Origin of the sequence: Pseudomonas sp. HR96, assembly GCF_034059295.1 — a bacterium.
Lineage (GTDB): Bacteria > Pseudomonadota > Gammaproteobacteria > Pseudomonadales > Pseudomonadaceae > Aquipseudomonas.
Genome location: NZ_CP139141.1, coordinates 4713088 through 4736080, shown reverse-complemented (window position 1 = coordinate 4736080; position 22993 = coordinate 4713088). Strand labels below are relative to the sequence as shown.

The 22993-nt window shown below is 64.1% G+C and carries 19 protein-coding genes, 1 tRNA gene, 5 pseudogenes and 1 riboswitch; of the genes and pseudogenes, 10 read left to right on the top strand and 15 right to left on the bottom strand.

Features of this window, described 5'->3' with window-relative positions; translation table 11 throughout:
* Positions 1-2: 2 nt before the first annotated feature.
* On the bottom strand, positions 3-941 hold the full coding sequence (locus tag SFA35_RS21210; protein ID WP_320572465.1) for an AraC family transcriptional regulator: 939 nt from the start codon (positions 939-941) through the stop codon (positions 3-5).
* Positions 942-1272: 331 nt separating this feature from the next.
* Between SFA35_RS21210 and SFA35_RS21205 the strand changes: the two genes are divergently transcribed.
* Both SFA35_RS21205 and SFA35_RS21200 read left to right on the top strand, forming a co-directional pair.
* Positions 1273-1611 carry a putative quinol monooxygenase gene (locus SFA35_RS21205; RefSeq protein ID WP_320572464.1) on the top strand — a complete coding sequence of 113 codons (339 nt, stop codon included), beginning with the start codon at positions 1273-1275 and terminating at the stop codon, positions 1609-1611.
* A gap of 48 nt (positions 1612-1659) precedes the next feature.
* Entirely contained in the window at positions 1660-1893 is a 234-nt protein-coding gene (locus tag SFA35_RS21200) for a hypothetical protein (protein WP_320572463.1), read from the top strand.
* Here SFA35_RS21200 and SFA35_RS21195 read toward each other — a convergent pair.
* The 4 genes and pseudogenes from SFA35_RS21195 to bglX all read right to left on the bottom strand — a co-directional run bounded on the left by SFA35_RS21195 (position 1890) and on the right by bglX (position 7061).
* Positions 1890-2513 (bottom strand): flavin reductase family protein, encoded by a 624-nt coding sequence (locus SFA35_RS21195; protein WP_320572462.1) that lies wholly within the window; start codon positions 2511-2513, stop codon positions 1890-1892. The two genes, SFA35_RS21200 and SFA35_RS21195, sit on opposite strands and share 4 nt — an antisense overlap.
* Before the next feature lie 136 nt (positions 2514-2649).
* Positions 2650-3180, bottom strand: a pseudogene (locus tag SFA35_RS26835) (methyl-accepting chemotaxis protein); the annotation flags it as partial.
* Positions 3181-3558: 378 nt separating this feature from the next.
* Positions 3559-4590: pseudogene (locus SFA35_RS26830) on the bottom strand (cache domain-containing protein); the annotation flags it as partial.
* Between the two features lie 179 nt (positions 4591-4769).
* Positions 4770-7061: a beta-glucosidase BglX gene (bglX, locus tag SFA35_RS21185; protein WP_320572460.1), complete on the bottom strand. Its 2292-nt coding sequence runs from the start codon at positions 7059-7061 to the stop codon at positions 4770-4772.
* Positions 7062-7262: 201 nt separating this feature from the next.
* Here bglX and SFA35_RS21180 point away from each other — a divergent pair, with 201 nt between their 5' ends.
* The gene (locus tag SFA35_RS21180; protein WP_320572459.1) at positions 7263-8480 is read left to right on the top strand and encodes an SAM-dependent methyltransferase; all 1218 of its coding nucleotides are present in this window, start codon (positions 7263-7265) and stop codon (positions 8478-8480) included.
* A gap of 12 nt (positions 8481-8492) precedes the next feature.
* Here the strand turns inward: SFA35_RS21180 and SFA35_RS21175 are convergent, their stop codons facing one another.
* On the bottom strand, positions 8493-9509 hold the full coding sequence (locus tag SFA35_RS21175) for a DUF4917 family protein (RefSeq protein ID WP_320572458.1): 1017 nt from the start codon (positions 9507-9509) through the stop codon (positions 8493-8495).
* 135 nt (positions 9510-9644) lie between these two features.
* On the opposite strand from SFA35_RS21175, the gene SFA35_RS21170 reads away from it, so the two are divergent.
* On the top strand, positions 9645-10733 hold the full coding sequence (locus SFA35_RS21170) for a glycerophosphodiester phosphodiesterase (RefSeq protein WP_414058430.1): 1089 nt from the start codon (positions 9645-9647) through the stop codon (positions 10731-10733).
* A 36-nt stretch (positions 10734-10769) separates the two neighbouring features.
* On the opposite strand, the gene SFA35_RS21165 is transcribed toward SFA35_RS21170, so the two are convergent.
* Positions 10770-11033 (bottom strand): hypothetical protein, encoded by a 264-nt coding sequence (locus tag SFA35_RS21165; RefSeq protein WP_320572457.1) that lies wholly within the window; start codon positions 11031-11033, stop codon positions 10770-10772.
* 236 nt (positions 11034-11269) lie between these two features.
* On the opposite strand from SFA35_RS21165, the pseudogene SFA35_RS26825 reads away from it, so the two are divergent.
* The 4 genes and pseudogenes from SFA35_RS26825 to SFA35_RS26820 form a co-directional block, all read left to right on the top strand.
* Positions 11270-11764 (top strand): annotated as a pseudogene (locus SFA35_RS26825) (MCP four helix bundle domain-containing protein); the annotation flags it as partial.
* 6 nt (positions 11765-11770) lie between these two features.
* On the top strand, positions 11771-12901 hold the full coding sequence (locus SFA35_RS21160; protein WP_414058557.1) for a methyl-accepting chemotaxis protein: 1131 nt from the start codon (positions 11771-11773) through the stop codon (positions 12899-12901).
* A 513-nt stretch (positions 12902-13414) separates the two neighbouring features.
* A complete protein-coding gene (locus SFA35_RS21155) occupies positions 13415-14173 on the top strand; it encodes a WecB/TagA/CpsF family glycosyltransferase (RefSeq protein ID WP_320572455.1) in 759 nt (252 codons plus the stop codon).
* Positions 14174-14281: 108 nt separating this feature from the next.
* Positions 14282-14473, top strand: coding sequence for a hypothetical protein (locus tag SFA35_RS26820; RefSeq protein WP_414058429.1), 192 nt, complete (start codon positions 14282-14284; stop codon positions 14471-14473).
* Between the two features lie 157 nt (positions 14474-14630).
* Here SFA35_RS26820 and SFA35_RS21145 read toward each other — a convergent pair whose 3' ends face one another.
* Together SFA35_RS21145 and SFA35_RS21140 are read right to left on the bottom strand one after the other, a co-directional pair.
* Positions 14631-15488 carry a transporter substrate-binding domain-containing protein gene (locus SFA35_RS21145; protein ID WP_320572454.1) on the bottom strand — a complete coding sequence of 286 codons (858 nt, stop codon included), beginning with the start codon at positions 15486-15488 and terminating at the stop codon, positions 14631-14633.
* Positions 15489-15570: 82 nt separating this feature from the next.
* On the bottom strand, positions 15571-16359 hold the full coding sequence (locus SFA35_RS21140; protein ID WP_320572453.1) for a 2OG-Fe(II) oxygenase: 789 nt from the start codon (positions 16357-16359) through the stop codon (positions 15571-15573).
* Between the two features lie 115 nt (positions 16360-16474).
* Between SFA35_RS21140 and SFA35_RS21135 the strand changes: the two genes are divergently transcribed.
* A complete protein-coding gene (locus SFA35_RS21135) occupies positions 16475-17383 on the top strand; it encodes a LysR substrate-binding domain-containing protein (protein WP_320572452.1) in 909 nt (302 codons plus the stop codon).
* Here SFA35_RS21135 and SFA35_RS26815 read toward each other — a convergent pair whose 3' ends face one another.
* The 5 genes and pseudogenes from SFA35_RS26815 to SFA35_RS21115 all read right to left on the bottom strand — a co-directional run.
* Positions 17384-18295: a methyl-accepting chemotaxis protein gene (locus SFA35_RS26815; protein WP_414058556.1), complete on the bottom strand. Its 912-nt coding sequence runs from the start codon at positions 18293-18295 to the stop codon at positions 17384-17386.
* Between the two features lie 3 nt (positions 18296-18298).
* Positions 18299-19405, bottom strand: a pseudogene (locus tag SFA35_RS26810) (FIST signal transduction protein); the annotation flags it as partial.
* 192 nt (positions 19406-19597) lie between these two features.
* Positions 19598-20299, bottom strand: a complete 702-nt coding sequence (locus SFA35_RS21125) for a CbtA family protein (RefSeq protein WP_320579166.1) — start codon at positions 20297-20299, stop codon at positions 19598-19600.
* Between the two features lie 44 nt (positions 20300-20343).
* Positions 20344-20556, bottom strand: a complete 213-nt coding sequence (locus SFA35_RS21120) for a CbtB domain-containing protein (protein ID WP_320572450.1) — start codon at positions 20554-20556, stop codon at positions 20344-20346.
* A 25-nt stretch (positions 20557-20581) separates the two neighbouring features.
* Positions 20582-20714, bottom strand: a riboswitch (cobalamin riboswitch).
* Positions 20715-20779: 65 nt separating this feature from the next.
* Positions 20780-21904: pseudogene (locus SFA35_RS21115) on the bottom strand (5-methyltetrahydropteroyltriglutamate--homocysteine S-methyltransferase); the annotation flags it as partial.
* Positions 21905-22022: 118 nt separating this feature from the next.
* On the opposite strand from SFA35_RS21115, the gene cobF reads away from it, so the two are divergent.
* Positions 22023-22790 carry a precorrin-6A synthase (deacetylating) gene (cobF, locus tag SFA35_RS21110; protein WP_320572449.1) on the top strand — a complete coding sequence of 256 codons (768 nt, stop codon included), beginning with the start codon at positions 22023-22025 and terminating at the stop codon, positions 22788-22790.
* Positions 22791-22873: 83 nt separating this feature from the next.
* On the opposite strand, the gene SFA35_RS21105 is transcribed toward cobF, so the two are convergent.
* Positions 22874-22947 (bottom strand) — tRNA-Gly (locus tag SFA35_RS21105).
* Between the last annotated feature and the right edge of the window lie 46 nt (positions 22948-22993).

Genomic DNA, 22993 nt, shown 5'->3' with positions numbered 1-22993 from the left:
GCTCAGAGGGTGGCCGAGTTCTGCCGCAATCGGGCCAGGTCGCGCAGCGGCGGGGCGCCGAACAGTCGGCTGTATTCGCGGCTGAACTGCGAGGGGCTCTCGTAGCCCACCTGATAGCTGGCGGCCGAGGCTTCCAGGCCCTGGTCGAGCATCAGCCGGCGGGCCTCCTGCAGGCGCAACTGCTTCTGGTACTGCAACGGGCTCATGGAGGTGACCGCCTTGAAGCGGTGGTGCAGGGTGGACACGCTGAGGTTGACCGTGCGGGCCAGGTCGTCGATGCGCAACGGCTCCTGGTAATGGCCGTTGAGCCATTGAATGGCGCGGCTGACCCGGTGGGTCTGGCTGTTGCCCAGGGCGATCTCGTAGAGCTTGTGGCCCTGCTGGCCGCGCAGCAACCGATAGAGGATTTCCCGGCGCACCAACGGCGCGAGCATGGCGATATCCTTGGGCGTGTCGAGCAGGCGCACCAGGCGCAGCACGGCGTCGAGCAGCGCCTGATCCATCTGCTCGACGTACAGCCCGCGGCCGGTGGGGCGGGCTGGCACGCCCATGGGCCCGGCCTCGGCGATCAAGGCGTTGATCTCCGCCGGGTCGATGTCCAGGCGCACCGACAGGCTGGGGTTGCTCGGGCTGGCCTCGAGGATGCGCCCGCTGATGGGCATGGCCACCGACACCACCATGAAGTTCAACGGGTCGTAGGTGTAGCGCTCATCGCCCAGTTGCACTTGCTTGCTACCGTGGGCAAGGATGCACAGGGCCGGCTGCGCCAGGGCCGGAAACGACTGGGTGCAATGGTCGTAGCGCACCAGGTGCAGCGGCGCGATAGCGGTCTTCAGGCAACCCTCGGCGGTGACGTAGCGGCGGATCAGATCCGCCAGCTCCACCCGCTGCAACTCCAGCGAGGGCGCGGGCTTGAGGGGCATGGACTGTTGCGTGGACATGTCTGATCCTCCGTCGTTGATGGCGCCAAGCGTACGATCATGCAAGCGGCAAGGGTAGTCGGATCCTGCGCCATGCTTGCCTGATTCTGCCGTGCGGTCGCGCTGCGCCGTAAATACTGGCACACCTGGGCATGGCGCTTGCCTGGAATCACGATGGGCGCGCCAGCGCCGTTGCCGACCTAAATCGGCTTTTGACAGGATCAGGCAAGCCTGCGACAGGAATCGGCTAACGCCTGCAGCGGCGCGTGGCTAATCTCTGTACCTGTCGGACAGACTGCCTGGTTCGCGGGGAATCGGGCTCAATCCGGCAATAGTTACGGGAGTGCAGAACATGACGCAATCTTCGACCGTCAGTCATTCAGCCTTCGTCCGTGCTCGCCCTGGCCACTCGGCCGAACTGGGCGCACGCTTGAGCAGCCTGCTCGAACCTTCACGGCAAGCGCCCGGGTGCCTGCATTTCGCCCTGCAGCACAGCCACTGCGAGGAAGGCCTGTGGCATGTTTCCGGGTTCTGGAGCAGTCAACAGGCCATGGACGACTATTTCGCCTCGCCGGCCATGCAGGTGTTCAGCGACGTGGTCCAGGCCTTGCTGGTCAAGAGTCTGGATTTGCACACCTTCGCCAGCGTCGACCAGGCCAAGGCCAAGCTCAGGCTGGTGCAGGCTCGCTAAGCGATTAGAATGACGGCCTTTCCATGAACTGGCCGAGGCAACACAGGTATGGCACGCAAGGTTTTCCAGCAGTACGAGGCAGTTTCGGCGGTGGTGCCGGGCGAGGGCGGTTACAGCGCCGCGATAGCGGTCAAGGCCCTGGTGGACGGCGGCGCACCACGCTTTCACAGGATTCTCGACGAGCAGCGATTCAAGACCGCCGATGACGCCGACCAGGCGGCCAGCGCGCGCCTCGACGCCTTGCGCGATGTCGACGACGAGGGCGAGCTGGTCTGGGCCTAGACTTTGGGCCGGTACATCTGGAACTTGGCCGCTTCACCGATCTGGAAATAGTCGGCCGGGCCGCCGCCGCGCAGGATGGGCTCGGCGGCAGCGGTGTCGTAGACGCCATCCTTGAGCAGCCAGGTGGCGATGTGCACGGCCACCACTTCACCCAGCACCAGCCAGCTGGGGATCAACTGACGGTCAGCGCGTTGCAGCTGAATGATCTGGGTGACCTTGCACTCGAACGACACCGGGCTTTCCTGCACGCGCGGCACCGCGATCACCCGCGAAGCCACCGGGGTCAGGCCACTGAGGTCGAATTCATCGACCTCGGGGCCCACGGCGGCGCAGCTTTGATTCATGGCCTCGGCCAGGCTGCGGGTGGCCAGGTTCCAGCCGAACTCGCCGGTCTTCTCGATGTTGTTCAGGCTGTCCTTGCGCCCGACGCTGGAGAACCCGACGATGGGCGGGATGTAGTTGAAGCCGTTGAAGAAACTATAGGGCGCCAGGTTCAGGCGGCCCTGTTCGTCCTGGGAGGAGATCCAGCCGATCGGCCGCGGGCCGACGATGGCGTTGAACGGATCATGGGGCAGGCCGTGGCCTTTGGCGGGTTCGTAGAAATGGATGTCGTCAGGCATGGCGCGCGGGTCCTGGTCTGGGAAAGCGCCAGTGTAGCCTGAACCAGGACGACCGCGTTGCCGTCCGGGCGGACGCAACTACGTAGAACCGAGCTCGCTCATGAAGCTCGGTCCTACGGGCGAGGCGTTGGCGCGATCAGCGCACCCGGAAGCGCTTCATCAACGCACTGACTCGTCCATTGGCTACCAGCAGGTCGCGGGTGCTGTTGTCAGTGGCTTCGCCGCTGCGCAGCAGTTCGTCGACCATGTGGCGGATCTGCACCATGCTGCGGTTGATCTCCTCGGTGACGGCGCTCTGCTGCTCGGCGGCGGTGGCGATCTGCGTGCTCAGGTTGTTGATCTGGCCGACCGAACTGGCCATCTCGTCGAGCCCGGCGTTGACCCGCGCGGTGGCGTCGGCGGCCGACTGGCAACTGGCCTGGGTGTTTTCCATGGCGGTGACCGAGGTGGTCACGCCGCGAGTCAGGCGGCCGAGCATTTCGTTGATCTCGCTGGTGCTGGCCTGGGTGCGGGCGGCCAGCGCGCGCACTTCATCGGCTACCACGGCAAAGCCGCGGCCCTGCTCACCGGCGCGCGCGGCCTCGATGGCGGCGTTGAGCGCCAGCAGGTTGGTCTGCCCGGCGATGGCGCCGATGACTCCCAGGGTTTCGGTGATGCGCTGGGCGTCCTGCTGCATGCCTTCGACCTTGGCCGTGGCGCTGGCCACTTCGTCGACCAGGGCCACCACACTGTTCGAGGCCTCGCTGACGATGACTCGCGAGCGATCGGCGTGCTCGTTGGCGCGTTGCGTGAACTCGGCCGTTTCGGCGGCATTCTGCGCAACGTTCTCGGCGGTGGAGCTCATCTCGTTGATCGCCGTGACCGTCTGATCGGTCTCCGAAGCGTGGCGGGCGAGGATCTCACCGGTCTGGGTTGAGGTCCGCTGCAGCTCGGCGAGGCTGGTGGCCATGGCGCCGGTGGCCTCGTTGACTTCGCCGATGAGGTTCTGCAGGTAGGTGATGAAGTGGTTTACCGAATGGCCGATGGCGCCCACTTCATCCTCGGCGCGAATGGTGATGCGCTTGGTCAGGTCGGCGTCGCCGGCCGACAGCGCGTCGATGTTCAGCTTGAGCGCCTGCAGGCGTTGAGTGAGCTTGCGGATGGCAAAGATCTGCAGCAGCACCAGCACGATCACCAGCGGAATCTGCAGCAGGCCGAGGGTTTTCAGCACATCGTCACGTTGCGCGGTGAGCAGGGTTTCCGGCATGGCAGTGGCGAGGAACCATGGCGTGCCTTCGATGCTGCGCATGAAGAACACACTGGCTGTGCCGTCGTTGCTGAAGTCGATGCGCTGCGGGCCCTGATCACGGTGGGCGAGGGCGGCCTGCACCTGGGCGACGAATTTCGAGCTGCCGGCCAGGTCGGACACGTTTTTCAGTACCACCGGGCTGTTGAGGTGGGTGCTGTTGCTGATGATCTTGCCATCGCCTTCGACGATCAACATTTCGGCGCCAAGGTCTTTCTCCTTGCGCGCCACCAGGTCGTTGAAGAAGCCCAGGGTCACGTCGATGGTGGCCACGCCGTAGGGCGCGCCGTTCTTCAGAATGCTCATGGCGCAGTTGGTGCGCGGCTCCTGGCTGGCGTCGTCCTTGTAGGCGGCCGCCCAGGCGCACTGCCCAGGCGCAGTGGCGAGGCCACCCTTGTACCAGCTCTGGTCGTAGTAGTTGGGCGCCGCGTCGCTGTTCCAGAAGGTGTTCACCGCCAGCTTGCCGGAAGCATCACGGTGCCAGAAGGTGCTGTGCTTGTTGCGCCCCGGGGTGCGCTGGTTGGGCAGTGGCCAGATGCCGCCGCCGAAAACTTTCAGCTCGCCGTACTGGTCCACCAGGCCGGGCAGCACCACGTCGATGGCGTCGCTGTCGAGCAGGGGGATGGTCTGGGTGATGCTGCGTTGTTGCGCCTGGACCTTGGCCAATTCGCCCTTGATCTGCTCGGCCACTTCGCCGATGCGATTGAGCGCGACCTGCTCCTCAGTGGCGCGCAGCTTGGGCGCGACCAGCTGGCTGATGCCCACCACGGTCAAGACCAGCAGAACCAGCATGAACAGCAGGAGAAACAAGGTGTAGCGGGCCTGAATGGTCTTGAACATGGGAAGGGCACCTGTCCTGAGCGGGATTGTTATAGATAGTCGGAGGCTCTCCAGCGTCTTCGACTGTGCTCGGGCAAGCTTGAGGAAAAACCGACGAGTGGTTGTTCAATGCCCCTCGTCGGTGTAGTGGGTTACTTCAACACGAAGCTCTGCTGCTTGACGTCATCGGAGTCCAGGCCGATCTGCACCAGGAATTGCCCAGGCTCTGCGGCGTACTGCAGCTGGCTGTTATAGAACTTCAGGTCGTCTTCGCCAATGGAGAAGTGCAGGGTGCGCGACTCGCCGGCCTTGAGCATGACCTTCTGGAAGTTCTTCAGCTCCTTGATCGGGCGCGCCATGGAAGCGGCGACGTCGCGCAGGTACAGCTGCACCACGGTTTCGCCGTCGCGGGCACCGACGTTGCTGACGGTGACGCTGGCGTCCAGGCTGCCTCCCTTGTTCAAGGTGGCGCTGGACAGGCTGACGTCCGACAACTTGAAGTCGGTGTAGCTCAGGCCGTAACCGAACGGCAGCAGTGGCCCGGGTTGCTCGTCGAAGTACTGCGAGTGGTAGTTGGGCTGGTCGCCCGGGCTCCACGGGCGGCCGATGCTCAGGTGGCTGTAGTACACCGGAATCTGCCCGACCGAACGCGGGAAGGTCACGGCCAGTTTGCCCGACGGGTTGTAGTCGCCGAACAGCACATCGGCGATGGCGTGGCCGCCCTCGGTGCCGGCGAACCAGGTTTCCAGCATCGCGTCGGCCTGGTTCAACTGGCGCTCGATGGTCAGCGGACGGCCGTTCATCAGCACCAGCACCAGCGGTTTGCCGGTGGCCTTGAGGGCATCGATCAGGGCCTGCTGCGGCGCCGGGATGTCGATGTGGGTGCGGCTGGCCGACTCGTGGGACATGCCGCGCGACTCGCCGACGGCCGCGACGATCACGTCGGCGCCTGCGGCCGCCTTGAGCGCTTCGGCGATCATTTCACTGGCCGGGCGCGGGTCGATGTCGATTTCCTTGCGGTCGAAGATGATGTGGTTGAGGAAGGAGATCTCGCGAGGGTCTTCGGTGATGTTGGCGCCTTTGGCATAGACGATCTTCGCCTGGTCGCCGACGGCGTCCTGCAGGCCCTTGAGCACGGTGATCGACTGCTCCGGCACGCCGGCGCCCGACCAGCTGCCCATCATGTCGATCGGGGCGTCGGCCAGCGGGCCGACCAGGGCGATGGTGCCCTGCTTCTTCAGCGGCAAGGTGCGATGCTCGTTCTTGAGCAGCACCAGGGTCCTGCGCGCCACGTCGCGGGCGGCGTCGCGGTGCAGGCGGCTTTCGGCATTGACGTCGGCCGGGTCATCGGCGGCCTTGCCGATGCGCCGGTACGGGTCGGCGAACAGGCCCATGTCGTACTTGGCGCCAAGCACTTCGCGCACCGCGTTGTCGATGTCGCGCTGGTCGATCTCGCCGGCCTTGAGCAGCAGCGGCAGCTGATCGCCATAGACCTTGTCGTTCATGCTCATGTCGATGCCGGCCTTGATCGCCAGCTTGGCCGCCTCGCGCGAGTCGGCAGCGACGCCGTGCTTGACCAGCTCGAGGATGGCCCCGTGGTCGCTGATGGTCACACCCTTGAAGCCCCAGTCCTTGCGCAGCAAATCCTGCATCAGCCAGCGGTTGGAGGTGGCCGGCACGCCGTTGATCGAGTTCAGCGCCACCATCACGCCACCGGCGCCGGCGTCCAGCGCGGCGCGGTAGGGCGGCAGGTAGTCCTGGTACATGCGCGTGGGGCTCATGTCGACGATGTTGTAGTCGCGGCCCCCTTCCACCGCGCCATAGAGGGCGAAGTGCTTGACGCTGGCCATGACCCGGTCGGGCGCGGCCGGGTCCTTGCCCTGGAAGCCTTCGACCATCACCTTGGCGATGCGCGAGGTCAGGTAGGTGTCTTCACCGAAGCCTTCGCTGGTGCGGCCCCAGCGTGGGTCGCGGGACACGTCGACCATGGGCCCGAAGGTCATGTCGAGGCTGTCGGCGGAGGCTTCCTGGGCTGCCACCTTGGCGCTCAGGCCGATGGCGTCCATGTCCCAGCTGGCGGCCAGGCCCAGGCTGATGGGGAAAATCGTGCGATGGCCGTGGATCACGTCGTAGGCGAAGAACATCGGGATCTTCAGGCGGCTGCGCAGGGCGGCGTCCTGCATCGGCCGGTTTTCGTCACGGCGCACCGAGTTGAAGGTGGCGCCGATGCGCCCTGCAGCGATCTCTTCACGGATCTGCGGCTTGGTCATTTCCGGGCCGATGCTGATCAGGCGCAACTGGCCGATCTTCTCGTCCAGGGTCATGCGCTGCATCAGGTCGCGGATGAACACTTCCTTGCTCTTGAGTGGCGAAGGTGGAGTTTGGGCAAACGCCGGGGCGGCGGCCAGGCTGGCCAGGACGGCCAGCGCACACAACTTTCTCATTGATAGTTTTCTCTAAGCCGGCGACAGCATCACCAAAAAAATGATTGAACGGCATTTTGTAATAATTTTTGCAGCGCCTCTTTTAGCCTATCGCGCCGTTTCAATCCAGCCCGAGCCTCGGCGGCGTCCGTCGAATTTGCCCGGCAGGGTGCGAGCAATGCCGTAAACTGCGCGCTTTCCCCGTCTTGAGGTTCCCGCTCGATGTCCGTTTCCGCCAGCCCCGCCCGCGCGCTGCGTGACCCGCTTGCCGACTTCACGGCCATGCTTGACACCAGCCTGCAGCAGAATGCATTCCTCAAGCTGGTGCTGGCGCGGCACGTGGGTGCCGAGGTCGATCTGCAGCGGGTGGTCATCAAGCAGGTGACCGTCAGGGAGCAGGCCTGCCTGTCGTTCGTCTACCGCTACAAGACCCGCGACATCACCCGCAACCTGCCGTTGGCCGACGCCCAGGCGTTGATCGCGACACTGCTGCCGGAGAGTTTCCGCAACGCCCACCTGCTCACCCTGACCGATGAAGTGCAGCTGGAATTCAGCAAGAAGGGCAAGCCGATGCTGCACCGCACCGAGCTGGCGCAGGGCACGGCGGCGCCGGCCAGTGCCGCCCATGACCGCGAAAAGAAACGTTACCTGGAGCTGAGCCGACCGTTCCTGCGCGACCTTGGCGTGACCGATGCGCAGCAGCAGCTGATCCCGTCCATGTCGCGCAAATGGAAGCAGATCAACAAGTTCATCGAGGTGTTTGCCCATGCCTTCGCCGGTGCCGCCCTGGACCCACAGCAGCCGGTGCGCGTCGCCGACTTCGGTTCGGGCAAGGGTTACCTGACCTTCGCCATCCACGATTACCTGAGCAATACCCTGCAGCGTCAGGCCCTGGTCACCGGGGTGGAGCTGCGCGCCGACATGGTCCAGCTGTGCAACGCTGCCGCGGCGCGCCTGGACCACCCCGGCCTGGCCTTCGAACATGGCGACGTGCGTACGGTGGTGCCCAGCGCCATCGACGTGATGATCGCCTTGCATGCCTGTGATATCGCTACCGACTACGCCATCCATACCGGCATCCGCACGGGCGCTGCGATCATCATGTGCTCGCCGTGCTGCCACAAGCAGATCCGTCTGCAGATCCAGAGCCCGGCATTGCTCAAGCCGATGCTGCAATACGGCTTGCACCTGGGCCAGCAGGCCGAGATGGTCACCGACAGCCTGCGCGCGCTGTACCTGGAAGCCTGCGGCTACGAGACCAAGGTCTTCGAGTTCATCTCTCTGGAGCACACCAACAAGAACAAGATGATCCTCGCGGTCAAGCGCCAGCGCCCGCTGGACCGGGCGCCGCTGCTGGCGCGCATCGAGGAGCTCAAGCAGTTCTACAGCATCCGGGAGCATTGCCTGGAGGTGCTGTTGCGCGGCGATGGCTTGTTGTAAGACCCGCTCCCTCTAGCGCCGCTTCCTGCCCACCACCGCCGGCACCGGAACATTCAGCTCCGGGCGGCACAGCCCATGGCTGGTGGCATCGAAAAACGACATCGGCAGGCCTTCGAACAAGGTCGCGTAGTGACGCTTCTGGCTGACCACCCAGGCATCGCTGAGCGGGAAGATGCCGATGGCCAGCCAGGTAGGCGCCGCCCGGCGCAGGGCGTCGATCAGGTGGGCATCCTCGGCATTGAGCTTGTGCCCCAGGATGCACAGGCCGCCGACATGGCTGGCCAGCTGGCCATGACACCAATTGAGGTAATCGTTGCTGCGGATGCTGCGCAGCTTGTCTTCGCTGGCGCCCTCGCTGACGAATAACGGCACGTCGCCCGGCTGGTTGACGGCGAAACCGTCGAGCAGGGCGCTGCCGGTGGCCAGGCGTTGCCGGCTGCTGGCGTCGGCGTTCTTGAGCAGGTGCAAGGCGCCGTGCAGGTAAAGCACCCGGTGGCCGGCGCCGGGCAATGCACGCAGGTCGAAGCCGTCATCGCCATTGAACAGGTCGGCAAAGCCGCCAGGCTCGTGCTGCACGGCCCAATGGCAGAGCAGGTCGTAATTGCTCGAATACACCGTGGGGTAGCGGCGCAATTCTCGATTGATGACGGCCAATGTGTTGACCGGCACCTGCTGAAAAGGGATGTGCACGCTGCGCATGGCGTGGATCAGCGCTTCCTTGATCGCGTAGTAGCGGTTCAGCGGCGAGGTCGAGCTGATGGCCAGCGCGGCGTTGACCCGCACTGTGCTCTTGAGGCTGGTCAGGACCTGCTCGAAGCTTTGCGTGGCCAGGGAGCGGAACAGCGCCAGGTCGGTTTGCCCCAGCGGTTTGTTGCGTACCTTCTGCGCGCGCTCGAACAGCGAGTCGTAGGCGAAGTTGCGCCAGATCGCGCGGCTGGCGCCATTGCCCAGCAGCAGGCCGGTGCAGGGTTGCGTCGGGGCCAGGTCGCGCCAATCGGGGAGGCGGGCATCCAGTTGATCGAGATCCATAGGTGCGATTCAAATATCCGGCAATCATTCAGGCGGCGACTTTAGCACGGGACATACCGCTGTCATGCGCAGCGGCGACTATCCTTGGCAACGGCGCGCAGGTGGCGCTGACGATCATTCATTCAAGGAGTTGGCATGTCGGCACAGTGGAGCAAGCATCTGTCTCAAGGCATCATCGCCGCCTGGCTGCTGGTGGGCGCCGAGGGCATGGCTCGGGCCGAAGACCCTGCGGTACTGGCCGAGCGCGCCGGCATCCCGCGTCCGGCGGTCATTGCCCATCGTGGTGCTTCCTTCGACGCTCCGGAATCCACCCGCGCGTCCTACGTGCTGGCGCGCGAGCTGGGCGCCGACTATCTGGAAATGGACCTGCAACGCACCCGCGACGGCGTGCTGATCGTCATGCATGACGACACCCTGCAACGTACCACCGACGTGGCGCGCAAATTCCCTGAGCGCAAGGACAAGCCAATCAGCGACTTCACCCTGGCCGAGCTGAAAACCCTCGACGCCGGCAGCTGGTTCAACCAGGCCTACCCGGCCCGCGCGCGCGACAGCTACGGCAAACTGCACATACTGACCCTCGACCAGGTGATCGACATCGCCGAAGCCAACCCGGCGCACCGCCCCGGGCTGTACATCGAAACCAAGGTGCCGCAGCAGTTTCCCGGCATCGAGCGCGACCTTAAGCATGTGCTCAAGGCCCGTGGCTGGCTGCAAGGGGAGCACAAGGTGGTGTTGCAGACCTTCGACAAGGACAGCCTGGTGCTGCTGAACAAAGAGATGCCCCACGTGCCCAAGGTGCTGCTGCTGTGGGTCGGTGCTGGCAGCATCGAGCCGCAGTCCAGCGTCGCCTTCGCCGATTCCGGTGAGCCGGACAAGGCCGCCTGGTATGCCAGGCAGCAACCCAGGGACCGCGCCGAGTTCGAGCGCTGGCTGGACATCGCCAAGGCCGGCGGCGCGGTGGCCACCGGCCCTTCAGCCGCGCTGACCCACGGCGGCGAGCAGAGCTACATGGACCTGGTGCAACCCTGGATGAACCAGCTCAGCCACGACAAGGGGCTACTGGTGCACGTGTATACCGTGGACGACCCGGTGGATTTCCAGAAAGTCAGTGACGCCGGCGTGGACGGCATTTTCACCAACCGCACGGCCGAACTGCTGAAGTTCTACGGGCGACCGGCCAGGAGCAGCATCGAGCAGATATTGGTGCGCGAAGGGTTTTGATCCCGCCCGGCTACCCCTGACTCCAGCTACCCCTCACTAAAGTGGAGTGGGCTCTGAACGGCTGGCCGCTTCCACCTGATGCTGCACCACGACTTCCGCTCGCAACTGGGCAATGGTGCCGTTTATGAAATCGGCATTGCGGTCGAGGGTGTCCAGCGCGCTGCGCACGTTGCCGGCGACGTCGGCATCGTCGGCGCGTACTTCGATCCACAACGCCAGCTCCTCGACGGCGGCCGCCAGGGCCAGCTGGTTTTCGTACAGCTTGTCGAGCATCGCTGGCAGCGAGTGTCGTTCCTGCATGGGGGTTCTCCTCAACGATCATCGAATCGTCCATTACCTGATGACCGCACGCTGATTCAGACGTTCTTTCGGGACGATGGAACGCTTCCATGGCAGATACTAGCTCAATGATGGCAACGGCTCTAGGGTAGGCTCTGTAACCGGTACCATTCAGCAGACAAGACGTTGGGCGATTAAAGCTGAAACGATTTTTGACGATAAGGCGGATATCCACTTTCAACTGCCGGAAGGCTCGCATGAACCTCAGATCGCTGAATATTGCTCCTCGCTCATTGCTGTGTTTTGGTTTTTTCGCCTTGCTGGTGGCGGCGCTCGGCGTGTTTTCGCTGCTGCAGTCAGCCGACTTGAAAGCGTCGCGCGAGGAGATCCAGAACAACGTGCTGCCCACCGTGCGCGCCATCGGTCAGATCAAGAACGACCTGTTGAGCATCCGCCTGTACAACGGCAACCTGCGCAACGCCCAGGATACGGCCACTTCCAATATGGCCCAGCAGCGCATCGCGCAAGCGCGTGCGGGCCTGGACACCGATGTCCGGCAGTTGCAGCCGTTGCTGGTCAGCGACCAGGGCAAGCAGGTGTTCAGCGACATGCAACGCGATCTGAGCGCCTACCTGGCAGTGCACGCGCGCTTTCTCGATGCCGTGGAAAACAAGCGCACTGAATTGGTCAGTAGCCTGACGTCGGCCAGCGGTGAAATGACCCAGGCCGCAGAAAAACTGGCCCAGGAGATCGCCACCATCGGCGACCTTGCCGACGGCAAGGTCGAACGCTCGGCCGCGGCCGCCGACCAGACCTACCAGCAGTCACGCAACGTCACCATCGCCGCCGTGGTGGTGGCCCTGGCCGCGACCCTGCTGCTGGCCGGGTTGTTCACCCGCAGCCTGACCGCGCCGATTGCCGACGCGCTGGCCGTGGCTGAACAGATCGCCCGCAACGACTTCAGCCATAGCATCGACCAGCGGGGCCGCGACGAGCCGGCTCGCCTGCTGGCAGCGCTGGCCTTGATGCAGCAGAACCTGCGGCGCACCCTGGGCGAGCTGGGCGACTCGTCCAACCAACTTGCCTCCACCTCCGAGGAAATGACCGCCGTCACCGAAGACGCGATGCGCGGCATTCAGCGCCAGAACGACGAAATCAACCAGGCCGCCACCGCCATCAACCAGATGAGCGCGGCGGTCGAGGAAGTGGCGCGCAACGCCGCCCTGGCCTCCACGGCGGCCCGTGACTCCAGCCAGTCGGCCGAGCATGGCAGCCAGCGCGTGCAGGAGACAGTGCAGGTGATTACCGAGCTGCACACGGCCGTGGGCGTGACCGCCGACGAGATCGACGGCCTGGCCGTACAGGTGCAGGGCATCAGCGGCGTTCTCGATGTGATCCGCGGCATCGCCGAGCAGACCAATCTGCTGGCGCTCAACGCCGCCATCGAAGCCGCCCGTGCCGGCGAAGCGGGCCGAGGCTTTGCCGTGGTCGCCGACGAGGTGCGGGCGTTGGCGCATCGTACACAGCAGTCCACCGCAGAGATCGAGAAGATGATCAGCTCGATCCAGGGCGGCGCCAGCAAGGCGGTCAGCGCCATGGGCACCAGCAGCGAGCGGGCCCGCGCCAGCCTCGATGTGGCGGCAGCCGCCGGCCAGGCCCTGGCCGAGATCACCGCTGCCATCGTGCAGATCAACGAACGCAACACCAGCATCGCCACGGCCACCGAGCAGCAGGCTCAGGTGGCCCGTGAAGTGGACCGCAACCTGACCAGCATTCGCGACCTGTCGACCCAGACCGCTGCCGGTGCCCACCAGACCTCCGCCGCCAGCGGCGAGTTGTCGCAGCTGGCAGTTGGCCTCAATCAGGTGGTGATGCGCTTCAAGGTCTAGCACCGCAGGGGCAGCGGCGGCACCAGGCAAGGCCACTGGTCGCCGCGCTGCCCGACGATCGGCGCGCCGACCGCTCTAGCTCGCGGTCAAGTTGTAACAGACAATGCTCACTCTTTCCGGTGCTGGAGTAGACTGGATGGGCAGCACTTTCCTGCAGTAGTGGCTAAATGATATAAGTGCACCACTCGCAGTGGCGCACGACAAGGGCGATGGAAGCCCCCCCAGCTCTCTCTGGCGAAAAAAAACCGCAACGATATAGGCTGCAGTCGGCAACAAATTGGCCGATACAGGGTCTGTAGAGGCGGCGTCAGTAGAGGCGGCGCAGACACGCGTACTACGCCCGGCTCCGGGCATAAGCCTAAGCGAAACACAAGCCCGAAATTGCAACTGGGGCCCCAAGGGCCGCCCGTGCAGTTTCCCACTGATCGCCCGCGGGCGAGTTCGTGACGGCGTGCCACTGTCCTGAGTCAACGGGCAGGCGGCAACTCGATGATGCGATTCAAGGACTGGCCAATGAAAGTTTTCGGTATCGATTTGTACACAGGCACTTTGCCCGAGTTCGTCAAGGAACTCGAAGTGCTGAGCCGTGGCCCCTATGGCTACGTGGTCACCGCCAACGTCAACCACGTGGTCATGCTTGAGCACGACCGCCACCAGGGGCTGATCGCCGCCTACCAGAATGCGACCTTCCGTATCTGCGACAGCCGAATCCTGCTGCCGTGGATGAACAAGCTGGGCGCCAACATTTCCGAGGTAATCCCCGGCAGTACCCTGACCGTGGCCATGCTCGACGTGGCCCAGCAGCAGGCCTGGCCGATCACCGTGATCGGTTGCGAAGACGAGGTCATGGACAGCCTGCGTGCCAAGTACCCGGCCATCCGCTTCAACCATTACAACCCGCCGATGGGCTTCATCAAGCAACCGGCCGAGGTCGAAAAGACCGTGGATTACGTGATCGCCCACCCGGCTCGCCTGATCATCTACTCGGTTGGCGCGCCACGCCAGGAAGAACTGGCGCTCAAGGTCATGGAGCGCGGCGGCGCGGTGGGCATGGGCCTGTGCGCCGGCGCTTCGCTGAACTTCGTCTCGGGCAAGGTCAAGCGTGCTCCGGAGTGGGTGCAGAAGCTCTCGCTGGAGTGGGCCCATCGTATCCTCAGCGAGCCGCAGCGCCTGGCCAAGCGTTATGTGGTCGACCTGGTGCGCATCATCCCGATCGTCTCGCGCGAAATGTCCGCCCGCCGCGCGGGGGGGCAGGACAGCAAACAGTCCTGACCGTCCACCGACGCCATCCGTAGGGGCTCAATGATGGCCCCTTCAACCTGTTGAATTTCGGTAATATTTCGATTCAATATGATGGCTTATGGGTGCGGTATGCGGTGGATGACGACTGTAGTGGCAGGGCTGTTGCTGGCAGCGGGCGCGGACGCCGTGCAGGCGCGTGATCTGCGCCCCAAGGATCTGCAGATGTGCAAATGGGGCGCCGAGACGGCGCGCGGCGCGCAGCAGTCCAAACTGGCGGGCGTGAGCCTGTGGAGCGCCCACAAGAAGATTCAGACCCGCCATTACTCCTAAGGCTGGATGCGCAAGATGGCCCTGGGCATCACCGACCAGACCTATCACAGCAAGAGCCGCCTGGGGCCTTTGGCCGTCAAGCGGGCCTACTACGATGGCTGCATCAAGCACGAGCTGGCGCGGCGCTAGACGCGGCAGGTCGGGGAGGGCGCCCCCTTCACGGCGTAATATCCGCCTTGAACCACTTCTGCGAGAGTTTCCTCACGGTGCCGTCGGCCAGGGCCGCGTTCAGCGCCTGGTCGAACCTGGCCTTGAGGTCCTGATCGCCCTGGCGGAACGCCAGCGCCTCGCCCGGCCCCCAGATCGGCCCGCCGATCTTGGGCCCGACCATGTGCACCGAAGTGTTCTCTGGCTTTTCCAGCACCGAGGTAAAGAAGGTCACGTCGTCGAAGGCAAAGTCGATGCGCCCGGCGGTCAGGTCCATGACGTGCTCGCCGGACTTCTTGTATTCGCGAATCGTCGCGATGTCCTTGAAGTTGGTTTCGATGAAATCGGTGTAGGCGGTGCCCGACTGGATGCCGATGGTCTTGCCCTTGAGCATCGGCTTGAGGCTGTCGATCACCGTCTGGTCGGCCTTCTGATCGCCGCTGAGTTTGATGATCTGATTGCTCGGCAGGCTGGCGATCAAGCCTTGGTCGGCACTGACGAACACCCCCTGGGTCGCTGCGTAGGGCTTGCCGAAGGCGATGACCTTCTCGCGGTCCGGAGTGACCACGATGGCATCCATCATCACGTCGAACTTGCCGGCATTGAGCCCGGCGATCATGCCGTCCCAGTCCTGGGCCTGCAGCGTGCATTGCATCTGCATACGGCCGCACAGGTCCTTGAGCAGTTCGGGCTCGAAGCCGGCGATCTCGCCGTTGGCCAGGGTAGTGTTCCACGGCTCGTAGGCGCCCTCTGTGGCCACCAGCACCGAGGTCCATGGCTTGGCACTGGCGAGGTGGGCGAACAGCAGGCTGCCGGTCAAGGCGGCGCCGGCCAGCAAGGTACGGGTCAGGCTTTTTCTGCAATGCATGTGTTTCCCCAAGAGGCTCAAAGTGGTCGGCAGGGGCAAGCAGGTGTGCAGCTTTTATAGTTTTGACAACCCAAGGCGGCGCTCAGGAGGCGCGGCCGTAGAACCCCAGCCGTTCTTCGGCGCTGAACACCACGCCAGGTCGTTCGTAATAGGAGAACACCGCGACCATGCGCTCGCGCAGGCCTTGCACCGGGGTGACGCGGTGGGCGGTGTGCTTGCCGCGAAACACGTTGAGCGTGCCGGCGCGCAGGGCCAGGGTCTGCACCTGCGGATCGCGGCCCTCCAGCAATCGGGCCACACCGGCGTAATTGGGGTCGCTCTCGCTGCGCAGGTCGCTGCGGTACTGGAACTGGCCGCCGGCCTCGGGCGCCTGCAACAGCAGGGTGGTGGTGAACTCGGAGCGGTCGAAATGCCAGTTCAGCGTTTCGCCGTGGCGATAGCTCATCACATTGACCCGGGCCAGCGGGTCGGCCATCACGTGCAGCGCCGGCTTGTCCATGACCGCCGCGAGAAAGTTCAGCAAAGGCGGGTACTCGTAAATGGCGGTCACCAGGCTGTCTTGCAGTTGATCGCCGCACAGCGTGTGGCTGACCGTCTCGACCGTGCGCAGGGCCGGGTGGTCGGGCGGCAATCCGTCCAGCTGCGGCTTGAAGTAGATGTTGTGGGTGCGCTTGTGTTCGTGGGATTGGCTGGCCATGGTCGGCACAATGCGCTCGACGGCCAGGCGCACCTGCTCCTGGGCGACGAAGCCTTCGAGGTTGAACATGCCGTGCTGGTGCAGGTCGTCGCGCGCCTGGGCCACCAGTTCGTGCCATTGCACGCTGCCGACGCGATCCAGTGGGTAGCGTTGCAGGTCGATCGGGTTGTCCATGGCAGCCCCTCTTTGCGAGTTTGACGATGAGTGCCAACGTAACCCACGTAAATCTTCGCAACAACGGCACAAATTGTTAGGCTCCCCCCAGAAAAACTTGTGCAAGGGGCGTGTGATGCAACGTTTACCGCCACTCAATGCCGTGCGCACCTTCGAGGTGGCGGCGCGGCTCGGCAGTTTTGTCATGGCCGGGCAGGAGCTGGGGGTGTCTTCGGCCGCCGTCAGTCAGCAGATCCGCCATCTGGAAGAGTATTTCGGCAAGAAGCTTTTCTCGCGCAACGGCAACCGCCTGGCCCTGACCGATGCCGGGTTGGCCATCTACCCGCAGACCTCGCGGGCGTTGGGCGACATCGCCGCGATGACCGTGCGCATTCTGGAAGGCGAGCTGCGCACCCGGCTGATCGTCAGTGTGCCGTTTTCCCTGGCCGAATACTGGCTGGCGCCGCGTCTGGCGCAGCTGCTCGAGGTGCACCCGCAGCTGTCTGTGGACGTGCGCGTGGAGGACGATCCGGTGGACATGGGGCGCCACGACGTCGACCTGCGCATCAGCTATGGCGACTATCACTACGCCTCGTTCGAGGCGGTGCCGTTGTTCCATGACGAGGTGCTGCCCCTGTGCGCGCCGGAGCTGTGGTACCGCCACGGCAACCAGGATTTCGAACTGACCCAGGTGCACGAGAGCCTGTTCATCCACACCCACTGGGGGCCCAATTACGCGTCGCACCCGACTTGGAGCGACTGGTTCGCCGCCGAGGTCGGCGCCCCGGCACCGGACCCTGCCCATGGGCGGCGCTCGGGGCTGTCGAGCCTGTCCATCAGCCTGGCGCGGCTGGGATGCGGCATTGCCCTGGGGCAGAAGACCCTGGCCCGCGCTGACCTCGAATCGGGGCGGCTGATTGCTCTGTCATCGTCTTCGCTGCGCCTGGGGCATGCCTACTGCGCCTTCGTGCCGGCCGCCAAAAGCCAGCGCGCGGACGTGCGCCGGTTGCTCGCGCTGTTGAGCGAGCCCCCGGCGCCAGGCTGATCAGCGGCTGGTCAGGCCGGTCAGGGTGTCGGCAATGCTCTTGGTGCGTTGCGCGGTGCCTTCGGTCATGCGGCTGGAGTCTTCCAGGGCGCCGAGCATGCTGCGCAAGGCACCCACGGAGGTCGACTGGTCTTCGATCTGCTGCGCCACACGCTGGATTTCGGCAGACAGCAGGTCGATGTCGACGCCGATTTCCGCGGCATTCTTGCGGGTGATCTCGGCCAGCTTGCGCACTTCGTCGGCCACCACGGCAAAGCCGCGGCCCATTTCTCCGGCCCGCGCCGCCTCGATGGCGGCGTTCAGCGCCAGCAGGTTGGTCTGCCCGGCAATCTGTTGGATCACCTGCACGATCGACTGGATACGCAGGCTCGACTGCGCCAGTTCGCGCGCGCCGCCCACCGCCTCGCCGGCCTGGGTCGATAAGCCCTCGACCGTGGCGCCGGCCTGGGCGGCCACGTCGTTCTGGCGTTCGATGGTCCCGGCCAGGTCGTCCATCGACAGGTGCAATTCACCGGAATAGTGCTTGAGCTGCTCGGCGATCTCTTCCTGCTGCTGGCTGGCCTGGGCCAGCACCTGGCCGAGGTCGGCGAGGCCGTCGAACACCGGCAGGATGTTTTCGTCCAGGCCTCGGGTATCCAGCGCGCTGGCGAAGTCCTCACCCTTGAATGCCATGATCTGCTTGACCACCACATGGTTGAGCCCGGCCAGTTTCTTGATCTGGCGGCGCAGGAAGAAGGCCTTGAACTCGCCATAGTGGGCGATGAAATTGTCGACGTATTCGTCGGCGAACGGCGTGCCTTGCGGCACCTTGAAAAAGAAGATGGCGGTGAGGGTCTGGTTGAGGTTCAGGCCGAGAATCTCGCCGAAGGTCGAAAAACCCGCCAGCGGCACGTCGCCGAAGATCCCGCTCATGCCGGCCAGGTCATTGCCATTGTTCAGGCGGCGCAGGATGCAGTCGTTGAGGATCGCCGCCAGGGGTTGGCCGCCCTTGCCTTGCAGGAAGCGCTGGTAGTCGGCCCGGGTGGCCTCCTTGATCGGCGTGCGCTTGACCATCACCAGTTCTTCACCGGGGGCCACGTCGCAGAACAGTTGGACGATCTGCTGGGCATGATCGATGCGCGCGATCGAGCGCACGAACAGCTCGCTGCCGACGCGAATGGCAAACGAATAGTTCGCCAGCTGGCCGTCGAGCTGCTGCGGCGCGCATTTGAAGGCGTCGCACAGGGCCTGGACCATGGTCTTGATGTTGCCGGCGTTGTCGATCACCTGGTGGATGGTGCGGTCTTCCACCGAGGCGGTGAGCACGTTGAAACTGAAGTTCGACGGTTCGAAATTCTGGCTCTTGAATACGCCGAAGCGCACCTCCGGCGGGGTCTTGATGAACACGATCTGCGCGTGGTTCTGGTAGCTGCGCTGGCCGTCGTGGATCAGCGTCTGCTTGAAGTCATCCTTGCCGCCGGCCGAACCGCCGACGAACAGGCAGGGAAAGCGCCCGGATTCGTAGAGGGCTTCCATGAAGAAGGATTCCGAGGCCGACAGGCCGTCGAACAGCACGTAGGCCAGGGTGTCCCGATGGTCGATCAGGGTTTTCAGTTGCACCCGCTTGATGTTGGCCACCAGCCGGGCGATACGTTCGCGCATGGCCAGACGCTTGCCGCCGCTGCGAATGTCGTCGCACTCCAGTGGCACCATCACCACCTCGGCGCTGCCCACCACACCGCGATCGAACAGTTGCAGCACGACCCGATCCCAGCGCGAGCCGGTGGCGCAATACAGCTGCCCGGGGCTGTTGCACAGCTCGCCCGAGGTGGTGCACAGGCTGATGACGCTGCCGGCGAAGCGCTGGCGCAAGCGTTGCGCGACCTGGTCGAGGTCGACGTGGGGTGAGACGAAGCCGGTGATCAGCACCGGGTTGAGGCGCACCTCGTTCAGCTTGTCTGCGAGCTCGCCGGCGCTGCACACCAGGCTCAAGGCACCCTTGCCGGTGACGCGTTGCTTGTTGAAAAGGCTCAGTGGGTTCATGGCAGGGCTCACAAGAAAGAGAAACGACCTGCCGCTGCCAGAGGCAGGGCAGATTCAGATCTCTGGCTATCGGCCCCGGATGGCGCGGCTTAAGGCCCGGCAGTCGCAAGTTTCTTGCGAGGGCTGCAGTGATGGAGGGGCACCAGCACTGTATCGGGCCTGGCCGCTACCCACAGTGTCGTCCCCGGGCGATCAGGCCCTGGCCAAGCGCCCCTGCGGATACAGCGTCCGCTCGGCCACCGCACCGAAGATCAGCCCCAGGCTGGTCCACAGCACCAGCTGGATGCCCAGCGCCGCCGTGCGGAATTTCCACAGCAGCACCGCGGAGAAGTGTTCCGGCACTTCGTTGATGGTCGGGAACAGGCAAGCGGCGACAGCGACAATCACCAGGTATGTCGCCACGCCCATGATCGCGCCATTCCACAGGCCCGAGCGGGCAATGAACTTGCGCCCGGCGTTGATCGCGATCACGGCAGCGGCCACCGACACCAGCACCATCAGGAAGAACAGCTTGGTGCGCTGGCCGATAGTGTCCGGGCTGCCCACCGACGGCGGGTTGGGCGGATAGACCAGGCCTGGTACCACGAACACGGTGACGAACGCGGCCAGTGCCAGCAGCGCGGCCAGGCCACGGGGGCCGACCTTGCCGATGCGGCCCAGGGAGTAGGCGAACACCAGGGCGAAGATGCCGCCCAGGGCAACGCTGTACACCATGACCCCGGTCAGCAGCCCGACCCCGGCTTGCACCGGCCGGCTGACCAGCTCTTCTTCCTCGGCGTCGCCGTGCATGTGCGCCATGCCTTCTTCGAAGGCAATAGCCCGATCCACCTGCGGTTCACCGAATACCTTGGCAAAACCAAAGGCCAGCAGGCCGGCAATGATACCGACGAGCATGCCCCTGACGAGTAAACGACCAGTCATGTGAAAACCTCAGGGGATCAGTGGCAGGGGAAGCCCAGCAGGTGACGACCGTCGTGCACGAATTCGTGAACGTAGGTGCCGGAGATCAGCGAAGTGGCACCTTGCTCGGCGCCGACGAAATAGATCGCCAGCATCAGCAGCAGGCCACCGAAGACAGCCCAGGGCAGTACTTCGCCCAGCGGGATGGTTGGAATGGCGACATCGGTCTGGTTTGCAGCGGTATAGGCCATGATTACCTCGGGGATTACGCGTCCCATCTACGGTGAGTAAAACGGAGGAAGGTCTGGCTTACGGCAGGGTGCCGACTACAGTGGCGCGACCGCGTCGGTTTTTGACCGACTTCTTCCTTCGCAACAATTTGATACTGCCCGCACAGTGTACGCGTTCGACGTGCAGGCTTCACATCAAAACCTTTAGCGCCGGTTACGCCGGCTCGGTGTGGGCGGCGCAGCGGTTACTGATGGCCCTGGCCAGCAGCGCAATCTCATTGCATTTCTGCACGGCGAAGGCCAGCCAGCCTTTGAAGCTGGCGTCCAGCGCATGTTCGCGGTTTGTCTTCAGCGGTCGGTGCAACAAGGCGTGCGAGCTGGCGACCCAGAGGTTCTCGCCAAAGCGCTGCTCGGCCAGTTGCAACTGCGCCAAGACCTGCTGCAGATCGCAGCGCGACTGGTCGCGCCCATCGACCACGCCCAGCGACAGCACCTTGTAGCTCGGCAGGCGGTCCAGCACGATGGCCAACTGCTCGGGCGCACTCATCAGGTCAACGTGCAGGCCATCCACCGGCAGGCCCACGGCCAGCCCAAGGTTGCCTTCCAAACCGCCGATCCCGGTGGAAACCAGTTTTTTCAGCGGCGAATACTGCAGCATGTGATAGGCGCGCTCGAACGCGTTCTTCCACGCCTGCGGCAGCTCCAGGGTCAGAATCGGCTCGTCGATCTGCACCCACTCCACCCCCTTGGCGGCAAGCCGGCCGAGGATCTCGCCGTAGACTGGCAGCAGCCGCTCCAGCAGGTCCAGCTTGTCGAACGCTGCGCCAGTGGTCGTGCCCAGCCACAAAAATGTCAGGGGCCCCAGCACCACGGGCTTGACCTTGTGCCCCAAGGCCATGGCTTCGTCGACCTCTTCGAACAGCTGTTCCCAACTGAGCTTGAAGCGCTGCTCGGCACTGAACTGCGGGGCTACGCACGGATAATGGCTATCGAACCGCTGGGTTACCTCCTGTTCCTGCTGCGCGTCGCTGTGATCAGTGCCTAGTTCTGCGCTGGCGCCATTTGCCATGGCGAGCAAAGTGTCCAGCGTCGGCAGCCCGCGGCTGTCGCAGGTGCCGGCGAACCGCTGCGGCACCACACCGAAGGCCAGCGAGTGTCCCAGCACCGGGTCGTACCAGGCGAAGTCACCCACCGCCAGCCACTCGAGACCCGCCTGGCTCTGAGCAGCCCAATGCCTGGCACGTAAATCCTTGCCGACGGCGCGCAGCGTGGGTTGGTCGATGTCGCCCTGGCGATAGGCGTCGACGGCTTCGCGCAGTTCAGGGTCGGCGCCGATGTGTGGGAAACCTGAGGAGTGGGCTCGGGCCATGGGGGGTGTCTCCAATGCATTGAATGGGGGCATTGTCGACAGTCCATGGGGGATGAGACAAACTCATTATTCTCTCGTTGAACACAAGATCTGCTCATGCAGCCCCTCAGGAGGTACGGTGAAGACAATACTGGTCATCGGCATGGGTGCCGGCAACCCCGACCACCTGACCTTGCAGGCAGTCAAGGCGTTGAACCGCGCCGACCTGTTCTTCCTCATGGACAAGGGAGAGCGCAAGGGGCAGCTGAACGCACTGCGCCGACAGATGCTCGCCGAGCACGTCACGCGCACCGACTACCGCATCGTCGAGGCGCACAACCCCGAGCGTGATCGCGGCACAGCGGATTATCAGCAGGCCGTGCAAGCGCTCAACGCGTCGAAGCAGGCGGTGTTCGAGCGGTTGATTGCAAACGAGTTGCACGAGGGCGAGTGCGGCGCGTTTCTGGTCTGGGGCGATCCTTCGCTGTACGACAGCACGTTGCGGATTCTGCAGGCGATCCTGGCAGCAGGGCGGGTCACCTTCGAATATGAAGTGATTCCGGGCATCACCAGTGTGCAAGCGCTGGCGGCGAGCCATAAGGTGCCCCTGAACGAGATCGGCGGCAGAGTCGTGATCACCACCGGGCGGCAACTGGCGGCCGAAGCGCCTGCAAGCGGCGATAGCCTGGTGGTGATGCTCGATGCCGAGGGCAGTTACCAGGCGCTCGACGGTGATGATTACCAGATCTACTGGGGCGCGTATCTAGGCATGCCCGATGAAGTGCTGCTGTCCGGGCCGTTGAAACAGGTGTCCGGCGCTATCGAAAAACTCAGGCCGTTGCTGCGGGCTCGCAACGGCTGGGTGATGGACAGTTATCTGTTGCGGCGTAATCGAGATAAGCGCTGATAAACGAGGGGAGTTGTTCAGAATGTAAGCAGAGCGTTGCGCCCGGCGGGCCAGCAAATGGCGGTGGAGCCTGCGAAAAAGATTGGAGCGGGTAGAGGGAATCGAACCCTCAACTAAAGCTTGGGAAGCTTTCGTTTTACCACTAAACTATACCCGCTTTTCGCGGCTGACTTTGTACCAGAAGTCGTCCGCAAAAAGAAGCG

Excerpts from the sequence above, each read along its gene's own strand:
- SFA35_RS26820 (WP_414058429.1), top strand. The coding sequence starts at position 14,282 with ATGACGACTGTAGTGGCAGGGCTGTTGCTGGCAGCGGGCGCGGACGCC.
- SFA35_RS21195 (WP_320572462.1), bottom strand. The coding sequence starts at position 2,513 with ATGCCTGACGACATCCATTTCTACGAACCCGCCAAAGGCCACGGCCTG.
- SFA35_RS21145 (WP_320572454.1), bottom strand. The coding sequence starts at position 15,488 with ATGCATTGCAGAAAAAGCCTGACCCGTACCTTGCTGGCCGGCGCCGCC.
- SFA35_RS21200 (WP_320572463.1), top strand. The coding sequence starts at position 1,660 with ATGGCACGCAAGGTTTTCCAGCAGTACGAGGCAGTTTCGGCGGTGGTG.
- SFA35_RS21120 (WP_320572450.1), bottom strand. The coding sequence starts at position 20,556 with ATGGCCTATACCGCTGCAAACCAGACCGATGTCGCCATTCCAACCATC.
- SFA35_RS26815 (WP_414058556.1), bottom strand. The coding sequence starts at position 18,295 with ATGAGCGGGATCTTCGGCGACGTGCCGCTGGCGGGTTTTTCGACCTTC.
- SFA35_RS21125 (WP_320579166.1), bottom strand. The coding sequence starts at position 20,299 with ATGCTCGTCGGTATCATTGCCGGCCTGCTGGCCTTTGGTTTTGCCAAG.
- SFA35_RS21175 (WP_320572458.1), bottom strand. The coding sequence starts at position 9,509 with ATGGATCTCGATCAACTGGATGCCCGCCTCCCCGATTGGCGCGACCTG.
- SFA35_RS21155 (WP_320572455.1), top strand. The coding sequence starts at position 13,415 with ATGAAAGTTTTCGGTATCGATTTGTACACAGGCACTTTGCCCGAGTTC.
- SFA35_RS21170 (WP_414058430.1), top strand. The coding sequence starts at position 9,645 with ATGTCGGCACAGTGGAGCAAGCATCTGTCTCAAGGCATCATCGCCGCC.
- SFA35_RS21165 (WP_320572457.1), bottom strand. The coding sequence starts at position 11,033 with ATGCAGGAACGACACTCGCTGCCAGCGATGCTCGACAAGCTGTACGAA.
- SFA35_RS21140 (WP_320572453.1), bottom strand. The coding sequence starts at position 16,359 with ATGGACAACCCGATCGACCTGCAACGCTACCCACTGGATCGCGTCGGC.
- SFA35_RS21135 (WP_320572452.1), top strand. The coding sequence starts at position 16,475 with ATGCAACGTTTACCGCCACTCAATGCCGTGCGCACCTTCGAGGTGGCG.
- bglX (WP_320572460.1), bottom strand. The coding sequence starts at position 7,061 with ATGAGAAAGTTGTGTGCGCTGGCCGTCCTGGCCAGCCTGGCCGCCGCC.
- SFA35_RS21210 (WP_320572465.1), bottom strand. The coding sequence starts at position 941 with ATGTCCACGCAACAGTCCATGCCCCTCAAGCCCGCGCCCTCGCTGGAG.
- SFA35_RS21205 (WP_320572464.1), top strand. The coding sequence starts at position 1,273 with ATGACGCAATCTTCGACCGTCAGTCATTCAGCCTTCGTCCGTGCTCGC.
- SFA35_RS21180 (WP_320572459.1), top strand. The coding sequence starts at position 7,263 with ATGTCCGTTTCCGCCAGCCCCGCCCGCGCGCTGCGTGACCCGCTTGCC.